8 protein-coding genes and 1 tRNA gene are annotated in these 12,331 nt (G+C 62.6%); 7 read left to right on the top strand and 2 right to left on the bottom strand.

The features are described 5' to 3' along the window. Positions 1 to 2 precede the first annotated feature (2 nt). Positions 3 to 2,018 (top strand): sodium:solute symporter family protein, encoded by a 2,016-nt coding sequence (locus tag CFB81_RS11280; protein WP_089435300.1) that lies wholly within the window; start codon positions 3 to 5, stop codon positions 2,016 to 2,018. A gap of 225 nt (positions 2,019 to 2,243) precedes the next feature. Here CFB81_RS11280 and CFB81_RS11275 read toward each other — a convergent pair. After that, positions 2,244 to 2,334: transfer RNA gene (locus CFB81_RS11275), tRNA-Ser, on the bottom strand. Positions 2,335 to 2,684: 350 nt separating this feature from the next. Here CFB81_RS11275 and CFB81_RS11270 point away from each other — a divergent pair. From CFB81_RS11270 to CFB81_RS11240, 6 genes are all read left to right on the top strand, one after another. After that, on the top strand, positions 2,685 to 5,462 hold the full coding sequence (locus tag CFB81_RS11270) for a type VI secretion system Vgr family protein (protein ID WP_089435299.1): 2,778 nt from the start codon (positions 2,685 to 2,687) through the stop codon (positions 5,460 to 5,462). A 23-nt stretch (positions 5,463 to 5,485) separates the two neighbouring features. Then, positions 5,486 to 7,747 carry a hypothetical protein gene (locus tag CFB81_RS11265; RefSeq protein ID WP_089435298.1) on the top strand — a complete coding sequence of 754 codons (2,262 nt, stop codon included), beginning with the start codon at positions 5,486 to 5,488 and terminating at the stop codon, positions 7,745 to 7,747. Continuing rightward, positions 7,744 to 9,225, top strand: coding sequence for a virulence factor (locus CFB81_RS11260; protein ID WP_179235944.1), 1,482 nt, complete (start codon positions 7,744 to 7,746; stop codon positions 9,223 to 9,225). Before CFB81_RS11265 ends, CFB81_RS11260 begins: the two co-directional genes overlap by 4 nt. 9 nt (positions 9,226 to 9,234) lie before the next feature. Continuing rightward, entirely contained in the window at positions 9,235 to 9,498 is a 264-nt protein-coding gene (locus CFB81_RS11255; protein ID WP_006482760.1) for a PAAR domain-containing protein, read from the top strand. 259 nt (positions 9,499 to 9,757) lie between these two features. Beyond that, on the top strand, positions 9,758 to 10,411 hold the full coding sequence (locus CFB81_RS11245; RefSeq protein ID WP_256976068.1) for a hypothetical protein: 654 nt from the start codon (positions 9,758 to 9,760) through the stop codon (positions 10,409 to 10,411). 122 nt (positions 10,412 to 10,533) lie between these two features. Beyond that, positions 10,534 to 11,154 carry an HAD family hydrolase gene (locus tag CFB81_RS11240; protein WP_089435297.1) on the top strand — a complete coding sequence of 207 codons (621 nt, stop codon included), beginning with the start codon at positions 10,534 to 10,536 and terminating at the stop codon, positions 11,152 to 11,154. Between the two features lie 40 nt (positions 11,155 to 11,194). On the opposite strand, the gene CFB81_RS11235 is transcribed toward CFB81_RS11240, so the two are convergent. After that, positions 11,195 to 12,304, bottom strand: a complete 1,110-nt coding sequence (locus CFB81_RS11235) for a fatty acid desaturase (RefSeq protein ID WP_089435296.1) — start codon at positions 12,302 to 12,304, stop codon at positions 11,195 to 11,197. Positions 12,305 to 12,331: the final 27 nt, after the last annotated feature.

The following is a 12,331-nucleotide window of genomic DNA, read 5'->3' as shown; positions in this document are numbered from 1 at the left end:
TCATGCTGACGCGTCGATTGATACGCGCATACGCGCTCTACACGCTCGGGTTTCTCGGCTTCGTGCTGCTGATGTGGCGGATCGAGCGCGCGACCGGCTCGGGCGTGTGGATCGGCTACGTGTTCCTGTTCGTGCCGATCGCCGTGTATGCGGTGATCGGATTGTTGTCGCGCACGTCCGATCTCGTCGAGTACTACGTGGCCGGGCGGCGCGTGCCGTCCGCGTTCAACGGGATGGCGACGGCGGCCGACTGGCTGTCGGCCGCGTCGTTCATCGGCCTGGCCGGTTCGCTCTATGCCACCGGTTACGACGCGCTCGCGTACGTGATGGGCTGGACGGGCGGGTTCTGCCTCGTCGCGTTCCTGCTCGCGCCGTATGTGCGCAAGCTCGCGCGCTACACGATTCCCGATTTTCTCGGCACGCGCTTTTCGAGCACGGCCGTGCGCGCACTCGCGGCCGGCGCGGCGATCCTGTGTTCGTTCGTGTACCTGGTCGCGCAGATCCAGGGGATCGGCCTGATCGCGACGCGCTTCATCGGCGTCGATTTCGCGATCGGCATCTTCTGCGGGCTGGCGGGCATTCTCGTGTGCTCGTTTCTCGGCGGGATGCGGGCGGTCACGTGGACGCAAGTCGCGCAGTACATCATCCTGATCAGCGCGATCCTGATTCCGGTGTCGCTGATCGCGATGAAGAACGGGCTCGGCCCCGTGCCGCAGTTCAATTACGGCAAGCTGATGGAGCGCGTCGCGGCGCGCGAGGCGCAGGTGCGCGATGCGCGCGACGAGCAGCAGGTGCGCGATGCATACCGCCGGCAGGCCGCGGACATCCAGACGCGGCTCGACCGGTTGCCGGCGTCCTATGCGGATGCGCGCCGGCATCTCGTCGACCAGCTTGCGGACCTGCGGCGCCACAACGGGCCGCTGCGCGAGATCAGCCGACGCGAGCGCGAGCTGGCCGATTTTCCGCGCGATCCGGCGGCGGCGCGCGTGGCGTGGACGCAGGCGCGTGACGACCTGCTCGCGCGTGCCGAGCCGCCCGTGCCGATGCACGAGCCGTTTCCGGCCGCGAGCGAAGACGAACGCAAGCCGCGCGAGCGCAATTTTCTCGCGCTGCTGCTGTGCCTGTCGCTCGGCACCGCGAGCCTGCCGCACATCCTGACGCGCTACAACACGACCACGTCGGTTGCGTCTGCGCGGCGGTCAGTCGGCTGGACGCTGTTCTTCATCGCGTTGTTCTACCTGAGCGTGCCGGTGCTTGCGGTGCTGATCAAGTACGAGATCCTCGCGAATCTCGTCGGGCGACCGTTCGCCGAATTGCCGGCGTGGATCACGCAGTGGCATCACTTCGAACCCGACTTGATCAGCGTCGTGGAGGTGATTCGCGACGGTATCGTGCACTGGTCGGAAATCCAGATGCAGCCGGACATGGTCGTGCTGGCCGCGCCGGAGATCGCGGGGCTGCCGTACGTGGTGTCCGGGCTGATCGCGGCCGGTGCGCTGGCCGCGGCGCTGTCGACCGCGGACGGGTTGTTGCTGACGATCGCGAATGCGCTGTCGCACGACGTCTATTACTGCATGGTCGCGCCCGATGCGTCGAGCCAACGGCGCGTGACGATCTCGAAGGTGCTGCTGTTGGGGGTGGCGCTGTTCGCGTCGTATGTCGCGTCGCTCAATACCGGGAAGATCCTGTTTCTCGTCGGCGCCGCGTTTTCGCTGGCGGCGTCGAGCTTCTTTCCGGTGCTCGTGCTGGGGGTGTTCTGGAAACGCACGACGACGCGTGGCGCGATTGCCGGGATGGTGACGGGGTTGGCGGTGTGCGTGTATTACATCGTGTCGACTTATCCGTTCTTCACGCAATTGACGGGGTTCGCCGGGCGTACATGGTTCGGGATCGAGCCGATCAGCTCAGGCGTGTTCGGCGTGCCGGCGGGGTTCGCGGTGGCGATCGTGGTGAGTCTGTGTGACAAGCGGCCGGATGAGTATACGCGGGCGTTGGTGGATTACATTCGGCATCCGTGAGGGGGAAGGGGCGATGCATCGCGTGCCGGCGCGCCAAGTTGAAAAGCCCTGATTTCCAGGGAAATCCAGGGCTTCACGTATTTCTGGCGGGGAGAGGCGGATTTGCCTACACACCGCGGGCGGCGGATTCGCTTGCAAGCGAATCCCTTCGAATCCCCGCGCCAGCCGAACGATCGGCTGGCTTCTCCGGAAACGAAAATGCCCGCTGGCGCGGGCATCGAATTCTGGCGGAGAGAGGGGGATTCGAACCCCCGATAGGCGATTAACCTATACACGCTTTCCAGGCGTGCGACTTAAACCACTCATCCATCTCTCCGGAAGACCGAGAGTATAGCAAACTCTGGCGGCAGCCCGCCACCCCCTTCCGCGCCCGTCAGAAATTCGTCGATCCATACCGAGCGCGCGTCGCCCGACGTCAGATCGTGACGACCCGTACGACCTGTCGGCTACATCGGACATGGACCGTCCCGGTTCGAAAGAATGTGAACTGTTGAGTCCGTTCGGACGCTTCGCAGAAAGGATTCTAAATCCTGTCAAAAAGCCGTCACCAATCCGACAAATTTGCTATGCTCGCCGAAAACCAGACGGGCGGCACTCCCAGGACGGACCGGCGGGCGTGATTGCTCGCCGAATAACGAAGTCAAACAAAATCCTGAGAGTCACGCTGTGAATACAGCCGAATTGCTACGCGCATTTGCGTCCGGGGTGGTCGATCAGAACAATCGGCCGGTGCGCATGAACTGGGGGCCCGCCCAGAAAACGCTCGAGCAGGTGCTTGCGCTTCAGTATGCCGATATCCGCGAAGGCTTGATGACGGGCATCGAGGGGCATCTGACCTGCGTGTCGGCACGGGCCGATCTTCCGATCCGCAGCTTCATCGGGCTGCCGGTCTCCATCGAGATGACGACCGATCGCGGGCGTCTCCATACCATCAACGGCATCGTCACCGACGTTCGCGCCGGACAATCGGACGGTTCGCTGACCTGCTACCAGCTGACGATTCGCGACGTGCTGTCCGTGATGGAGCGGCGGACCAATTCGCGGTTGTTCCGGTCCAAGAGCCTGCCCGACATTCTGGGTGTGCTGCTTCAGGAATGGCGCCAGCGCAGCTCGGCACTGGCGGGCGCATTCGAGTTCGACTTGTCCGGTCTGCAAACCGAACGTTATCCGGCGCGTGAACTCACGCGGCAGGTCAATGAGTCGGACGCACACTTCATCCGGCGGCTGTTGCGGCGGGACGGGGCGACCGTATTCGTCAAGGCGGGCAAGGCCGGCGAGCGGGCGAGCGCCAATGCGCACGACACGCCGGTTCATACGCTCGTCTTTGCCGACGACCCGATGAAGTTGCCTGAGACGGCGGCCGGCACCATCCGCTACCACCGCGACGCCGCCACCGAACAGCGCGACTCGATCACGCTGTGGGCGACGAGCCGCCGGTTGATCCCGGGCAAGATCGTCCGACCGACGTGGGACTACAAGAGTGGCAGGATGTCCCAGACCGAGCAGGCGACGATCGTCGATCAGGGCGACGGCGGCAACGATCTCGGGCATTTGCTGGCCGACGTCGTCATCGATATCCCGCACGCCGGGGATTCGTCGTCCGATCTCGACCGGATCGGCAAGGACCGGATGCTGGCGCATGAACTGCGTGCCGAATCCGTCGACGGCGTGAGCAATGTGCGTGATCTGGCCGTCGGTCACTGGTTTGCGCTCGCGGAGCATCCGCAACTCGATACGTTGCCGGCCGAACAGCGGCAGTTTGTCGTCACGTCGCTTCATCATTGCGTCCGGAACAACCTGCCGAAGGAACTGAACGAGCGCGCGCAATCGCTGTTCGCGGCAAGCCGCGTGCTGTTCAACGCGGTGCCGTCCGACGTGAACGGCAAGCCGGGCGACGAAAGCGATCGGCGCTACGAGAACACGTTCTCGTGCGTGCGGCGCGGCGTGCCGCTGACGCCGGCCTACGATCCGCACGTCGACTTGCCGCCCGTGCATCCGATGACGGCCGTCGTCGTCGGCCCGGAGGGCGAGGAGGTGTTCTGCGATGAAATGGGCCGCATCCGCGTGCGGATCCAGGGACTGAGCGCGGACGATCATGCGCACGCGCAGGGCGCCGGTACGAGTGGCACGCCGTCCGACAGCGCGCCGGTGCGCGTCGCCTGCGCGCTCGCCGGGCCGAGTTTCGGCGCGAATACGTTGCCGCGCGTCGGCATGGAAGTGCTGATCGGCCATATCGGCGGCGATCCGGACCGGCTCGTCGTGATGGGCGTGCTCGCCAACGGGCCGAACATGCCGGCGACCTTCAGCCATACCGGCGCGCTGCCGGGAAACCGCTATCTTTCCGGCACGAAGACGAAGGAAATCAAGGGGCAGCGGTACAACCAGATCCGTTTCGACGATACGCCCGGACAGATCAGCAGCCAACTGGCGAGCGAGCATGCGTACAGTCAGCTGAACCTCGGCTATCTGACGCAGCCGCGCGACAACGGGCAGGGGGCGGCGCGCGGCGAAGGCGCCGAATTGCGCAGCGATGCACACGTGGCGATTCGAAGCGGCAAGGCGATGCTGATTTCGGCCTGGGAGCGGCTGCGCGCGAGTGACGGCCACCTCGCGCGGGACGAGTATCTGCAACTGATGCAGGAATGCGTCGAGCTGTTCAAGAGCCTCGGCGACTATGCGGGCCAGCATCAGGGCGTGGCGCCGGATACGCAGCCGCACGATGCACTCATGACCACGGTGAAAGGCTGGCCGAATGGCGAGGCGTCCGGCGGCGGTGAGTCGTCAGGCGCGTCGATGGCCGCGATCGGTATTACCGCGCCGGCCGGCATCAGCATGGCGACGCCGAAGACCGTGACGACCCATGCGGGCGGCAATATCGATGTCGTCGCGCAGAACCACCTGCAGTACACGAGTGGGCAGCGGATCAACCTGCAGGCCGGGCATGGCGTGGCGATGTTCGCGCACAGTGAAGGCGTGTCGGCGATCGCCAACCAGGGGAAAGTGGCGCTGCAGAGCCAGAACGACGACACGCAAATCGATTCGGCGAAGAACATCCAGATGACGGCGGGCGGCGGCAAGCTCGCGGGCATGGCCAGCGAGCAGGTCGTGTTCGTGACGTCGGGCGGCGCGTATCTGAAGCTGCATGGCGGCGATATCGAGCTCGGATGTCCGGGGAGTTTCACCGTCAAGTCCGCGTCGCATACGTGGGCCGGACCGGCGAGCATGAGCGCCGATTTTCCGAAGTTCGACCAGGGCTCGCTGGGGCGGGTGCCGAAGCTGGTCCGGGCCACTGACGGGCAGCCGGTCGAGGGCATGGAAGCCGAGGTGCGAAAGGCGTCGGGCGAATTGATCAAGGGGAAGACCGACGCGCAGGGCAAGTTGGCACCGGTCAGCAGCGATCAGTTCGAACAATTGGCGGTTCGCTTTTTCAAGTCGAGAACCTGAGCTGAGTCTTCAAGAAAAACAACATGTTCAACTACAACTTTGCGCAGAACCCGGGCGGGCAACCGTCGACGGACGACCCGTTGCAGACTTCGGTGGGCGGTGGACTGGGGACGACGCTATTCAACCGCAACGACCTCGAGTGCGTGATGCAGATGCCGCTGCCGGGCGTCGTCATTTTCGTGCACGGGGTGAATTCGGAAGGGGAATGGTTCAAGGAGGCCGAGAAGGGGCTGTGTGCCGGATTGAACCGGCGCATGGGGCGTTATGACGATCAGCTGTTCCATTGGGGGCCGGTGGCCGGGCAGATGACGCCGGTCAGCTATATCGAAAGCCTGACGCCGGACGGTTTCCTGAATCCGGACATGTCGTCGAAGACGTACATCAAACCCGATCCGTCCTTTTCGCCCGTCATCCACTTTCGGTGGGGCTATGCCGCGAACGCGGCGGAGCTGAAGGAGTATGGCGACAAGATCATGCTCAACGAAAAGAATTACTGGGGCGGCGGCCCGTTCGCGGGCGGGTGTTCGAGTCTGCCGGATCTGTGGAACGACGGATTGAACGATCGGCTTTTTCTGTGGCTGACCGTCCAGCACATGAATGGCATCGGCAATCGAAAGATCTACTCCACGCCACCGCGCACTTACGGTGTGCTCGGAGCACTGCGGCTTGCACGCCTGGTCGAGTCGATCCGCAAGCGACAGGCCGACGCGCCGATCACGATCGTATGCCACAGCCAGGGAAACATGATCGGCCTTGCCGCTGCATTCCTTGGAGACCGCTTGCCCGAGGTGACGGATCAATGGGGCAAGAAAGGGCGCTGCGTCGCCGATACCTATGTTCTCGCCAATCCCCCATACAGTCTCGTCGAGGCCAACATGACCGACTCATGGGCCCAGCGCGGGGTGCGCGACAAGAACGGGCACGTGGGGCGCGAGACCTATGTCGCGCGCAAGGAAACGCTGAGGGCGTACTTCGATATCCTGCGTGCCCGGGCCGATCTCGAGATGCCCGCGGAGGATCTCGATCGCGCAATGGAAAACGCAAGGCCGTCCAAGAACGGGGGCAAGCCGTATAGCGCAGCCAAGGACCGGGAGGCGCATGGGCTGTATCAGAAAAACACCTACGGGAGAGTGACGCTGTACTGTTGCCCGCACGATCAGGTCATTTCTGCCCTGACCGTTCAGGGAATCGGCTGGCGCGGGATGAGTGTCGACGACATCAGTGCGACGAACGCGTGGGGTGTTTTTTCGCAACGCGTGTTTGCATCGAATTTCGAGGTCGGTGGAGAGAACAAGCTCTATCGGTATTGGCAGGATGACTGGCGCAAGGACAAGAACCAGAAGGAAGGTTTCTGGTATCCGCCATCACCGCCTGCGCGGTATGGTCTTGGGCGAGGCACGCATTCCAATGAAGGGTGGATCGCGAAGTTTTTCACGATTGCAACGAGCCCGGCCCTCTACCTGTTCAATTTGACGAACATGGCGGTCAATGCCGATCCGCCAAAAGACTGGGAAATCCCGATTACCGCACCGATGCTCGACAAGGAAACGCGCTTCCTCCCGCAGGCGTTCCGCTATGGCAAACCATCGGGCGCTCGCGATGCGCAAGGGAAACCGATTGAGGAAGGGTGCTTCAACGAGGGTTACGATCCGCCGTCGGCTGGGCGTGACGCCAACAAGGAGAACAAGCGGGATGACGATCCGTATGACAACTTCGACGCGAAGTCGGAAAAATTCAAGACTGAGGGTGATGCGCTAAAAGCGCAGGGGGATGCGGCGTCCGAGGCTGCGCAGCGGTATGAGGATCATTCGATTCTTCGCATGGAAGCGCGGAGATCCGGAAATCGTCGCTGGGTCGACAAGGAAGGAAATGTGGTCGGGGAAGACAATCCGGAGGCAGCGAGTGCTGACTATACCGAATGGCGGAACAATGAGATTTTTCAGATTCTGAACGGCGGGGACAAGAATAACCCCACCAACCATTCGACCATCATGACCAACAAGGACCATGCTGAAAAGGCGTTGGCTTATGATGTTGCAATTGGGCTTTGCTATCTGACTGAAGATGATTTGACATATCTCAGAACTCAAGCTGATTGGAGGTTTGCCAGTGATTCCAGGAAGAGTGATCCTAATTTCAATTTGATGGATTATATAAATACTGGCAAGCATGGCGAATTGTTTTTGCCCGATTGGGCAAAAAAAGACGAAAATGCCAAGATGCCAGGGAAAATATATGACGAGCGAGATGGCGGATTTTTCCTGAAGCTGGGAGGTGTCTTGTGAAGGCGGTCATTTCTACCTGGCCGCGCCGAGTCGGGATTGCAAGTCTTGCGTTGTTTCTTGCTTTAGGGGCATCATTTTTGATATTGATTTCGTCTGGCAAGCCGATGGGAGAGTTATTGAGTATGGGTAATCTGATGAGACGATTGGTGCTGGTCCCTGGGCTCGTGGCAATCATGGTATTTGCGTTCGCAACAGTGATTGCAACCCCTCGCGCGGTGGCTGCCTCGTCGACGGATAAGGCAGTCCCCATAGCTGGAGCCGGTTCATCCAAACCTTTCGTTGCTCAAGTTGTAGGGCTTGGATGGATGAATCCCCTTCAACGCAGAGACTACCCTACCGAGTGGCAAATATTGTGGACACTTGGTCTAGTCAAGCCCAATGTCAACGACGATATGGTTCGAACGAACCCAAAGAAATATTCGACGTTGCAGGCAATTTCCATTGTTGCCGATGGTAATCGAGGTAGCGAATCTTTTTCTGGATTTTATGAGAAGTATGTTGATAAGTTGTTGTTGCTGTTCCGGGTTCCGTATTTTACTAACGAAGATTATTTTTATACCGTCAGTTCGGATGAGAAAGGGAAGTGGCGAGAGTTGGCCGGTATGCGCGTCGAACTGGCTATTCCTTCTGGTCGAATTGAGCCTGCATCGGCTGCGTCATATCTGCGCAATCGCATTGTCAATATATTCGAAATCGGCAATCCATCCGCAAAAAATCTATGGAGCCGCGACACACCGCCCGATGTGCACGTGACGACGGGCCACGGCAATGCCGGCTTCGCATCGCTGGACGCCGCGCTGGACTATCTGGCTACGCATCCGGACAAGAGTGCATGGGTGATGAACTGGGACGCGCCGAGTTTTCCGCCGAACGACGAACAGATCAATGAGAACATGGTGGTGCTATTCCTTGCTGGCCCGGATCTGAAGACCGAGCGCGAGCCGCTGGCGTGGATCGGTAAAGCCGCACGAAGCAACGTCAAGGACTTCGAGGCAAAGCAAGGCGCGAGCCGCGCGGTGCAGGCATGGAAGTCGACGATCGATACGGCGGCGAATAATGCGGGTGTGCCGGTGTCATCGGTGAATTACGTCGTGCACGACGCGGGCAAGGGCAGCGATGCTGCATCGGCACGTATTGCCTCACTGTCGCAGACGCTGACCGAAGTGCTGCCCGAGTACGATTTCCGTACGCAGACCTTCAATACATCGGCGTTGCTCGGTGACATGGGTGCCGGCGCGGCGCTGACCGATGTGGCGCTGGCGATCGGCCGAGCGAATCACCTCGGTGGAAATGTGCTCGTAGCCGGAACGACCGACACCGAGCATCCGACAGCGATGGTGGTGATCGCGCCGTCGAAACTGACGCCGATCGACGCAAGTAAGAACTGGTTTCGTGCACGCGGTGAAAACAACGCCTATTTGCCTTGGTGGGGACGTCGTCACGATGCGAGCCCTACGACCCAAGGCTATTCAAAGTAAGGAACGCGCATGCGCGGAATCATTCGAGTTGGAGACGCAACGAGCCACGGCGGTCAGGTCGTGACCGGCAGTGCGGTCAGCGAAGTGATGGGGCGGCCGGTCGCGCGGCTCGGTGATACGTGTATCTGTCCGATCGCGGGCCATCAGGCCTGCTTTATCGCCGAAGGCGATCCGCAGGTTATCGTCGACGGGAAACCGGCCGCGTTCGATGGTCACAAGACCTCGTGTGGTGCGACGCTGATTTCGAGTCTCGCGTCGTCCGGACGGGAATGAATTACCGGACCGGCGTGCTCGATTGGCCGGTTCGATCGGGACTATTCCTGCACTGCTTCACACTTGCGAGACGCATCGGGTGCGTCTCGATCGTCATGGCAACACTCTTGTCGGGGCCGCCGTTGCGGACCGAGACGAGCGCCACATCGGCGCAATCTGTCGAAGGTGTGCCTGCTGTGCCGTTTGTTGCCCAGGCTGTCGGACTTGAATGGCTCGATCCGCTGCGGCGTCATGACTATCCGACCGAGTGGCAATTGCTGTGGACGCTTGGGTTAGTCAAACCGAACGCCAACGACGATATGGTCCGGCCAGCTTTCCGAACCTCTATCCCGACTACGCGCCGCGCATCGAGCGGCATATCCGGCAACTGGTGCCGCTGAAGCTTGCGACGGTCGCGACGATCGGCGACAGCGCACTGGAGACGGCCGGCAACCTCGTCGAAGCGATCGCGGCGACGACGCGCGAATTCAACGAACTCGGCGCGGCCGACATGATGGCCGGGATGCTCGCGCAGGCGACGCGCAAGGCCGGCATGTTCGAACGCTGGTTCGGTGCGGCGTCGGGCCAGGTCGACTATCGCGCGGCGCTCGGTGCGCTCAAGCAGTCGCTCGGCTTTTTTCCGCGCCGTACCGAGGAACTCGCCGCGAAGGTCCGTCATGCGGAGGAGAATCTCGTGGTCGTGCTCGCGGCGCTGAGTGCGGTGTCCGACGTCGTGCGCACGCCGGACGATACGGGCGTCGAGCGCACGCTGTTCGACCGCCGCAACATCGTCGGGCAGGCCGTCCAGCAGATCCGGATGCAGCCGGCGCAACTGCGCGGGCTCGACGAGCGCGTGACCGACCTGCTGTCGCGCGCCGATCACCTGATGAACGTCGTGCTGCCGGCGGCGCTGGCTGCGCGGCCGTCGCGCTGACCGAACCATGCGACCGCACGCGCGGCGGCGCGCGCGGCCCGTGTCGAGCTTGACGGTTTCGCGCGGGCGGCCGCGAGTCTGCTATCTTCCCGGGCATCTCATCGCTTTCCCGCCGATTCTCCATGACCGACCGCATCGTCGCCGCCTTCGATTTCGACGGCACCATCACGACTACCGACAGCTTTCGCCATTTCGTCCGCTACGCGGTCGGCACGCCGCGTTTCGCGTGGGCCGGCCTGCGTGCGCTGCCGTGGATCGTCGCGATGAAGGCCGGGTGGCTGTCGCGCGGCGCCGCGAAGGCGAAGTTCGCGTCGTTCGCGTTCGGGCCGATTCGCGAAGACGCACTCGATGCGCACGCGCGCACGTTCGTCGACAGTTATCTGCCGAACCTCGTGCGTCCGGACATGCTCGAGCGCATTCGCGAGCATCGCGCGCGCGGGCATGAAGTCGTGCTGGTCAGCGCGTCGCCGTCGCTGTATCTGGAGAAGTGGGCGAAGACGGCCGGCTTCGACGCGGTGCTCGCGACGCGGCTCGCGTTCGAGCGTGGTGTCTTCGCCGGGCGGCTCGACGGCGAGAATTGCTGGGGGCCGCAGAAGGTCGTGCGGCTGCGCGGATGGTGGGGCGACCGGCCGCCGAAACAGTTGTTCGCGTACGGCGACAGCCGCGGCGACAAGGAAATGGCCCAGTTCGCGAACCGGTCGTGGATCCGCGGGCAGGGGCCGATGCCGCCGATCGGCGATTGATGAAGCGCTGATGCGGCGCTGATGCCGGGCGCCGCCGCCGTTACGCGTCGGCCGGCGCGTTGCGCGTGCCGCGCGGCGGACGATAGCCGCCCCAGCGATTCGCGCGGGCGAACGTGCCGACGTCGTTGAAGCGCACGCCGACTTCACGCAATGCCGCATGCGCGGTGCGCGCGGTCAGTTGCCGGATGTAGAACGGGTCGCGCACCACGAAGTGATGGATCGCGTGCGTGCTGCCGAAATTGAAGCAGAACAGCTGGAACGGCAGCATCCACCACGGGTTCAGCACCTGCGTCTGCTGGATCACGTTGCGCGAATCGATGTCGCCGAAATAGTGCATGTTCGAGCTGACGAAGTTGATGCAGAAGCTGCGCAAGAAGTTCGGCCCGAGCCACACCACCGCGAGGAAATCGACGACGCTCATCGCCCGCTCGACGCCGGCGGGCACCGTCACCGCGACATCGAACGCATGCAGCGCGAACAGGCCGACGTGATAGACGATGAACGCGTGCCATAGCGTGTAGTACAGGTGACCGATCGGCATGTACGACGACACCTGCTCGATGCGCAGTTGCAGGCGCTCGGACGGGTCCTGCACGGGCTGCGCGGCCACGTACTGCTTCACCTTGCGGCGCATCGCGGCCGGCCGCAGCACGACGGCGAGCATGCCGTCCGCGATCATCAGCAGCCGCTTCACGCCCCAGCGCTCGCCGTTGGTGATGCCGAATTCCTCGAGATCCGATTCGCCGCCCGACACCTTGTGGTGATGCAGGTGCATGCGCCGGCGCGTCCACGGATTGATCGTGCCGGGCCGGGTGAGCCAGCACAGCGCCATCATCAGGTGATACGCCCACGGCGTCTTCTTGAAATACATCAGATGGATCAGGTCGTGCTCGAGCTCGTGAATCAGCGACGTGACGAACGCGGCGAGCGGCAGCGCGACGTACCATGCGATCGCGCCGCGCGCATACAGCCAGGCGATCGCGAGCATCGCGCTCACCGACACGGCCATCACGGTCGCGCCGACGAGGTTCTGGTTGTCGAGCAGCGGAAAGCGCGCGCGGATCGCGTCGCTCGCGGCGTTCACTTCGCGGCGGACGTACGCGACCTTGTCTGCGTCGTCGCGAAAGGCGGTTCGGGCGGGTTGGCTCATCGACCGGAATCCAAGCGGAAAGTGTGG

Source organism: Burkholderia sp. AU28863, from assembly GCF_002223195.1.
GTDB lineage: Bacteria > Pseudomonadota > Gammaproteobacteria > Burkholderiales > Burkholderiaceae > Burkholderia > Burkholderia sola.
Note: the sequence above shows the minus strand (reverse complement) of the source record. Positions and strands in the feature narration are given on the sequence as shown.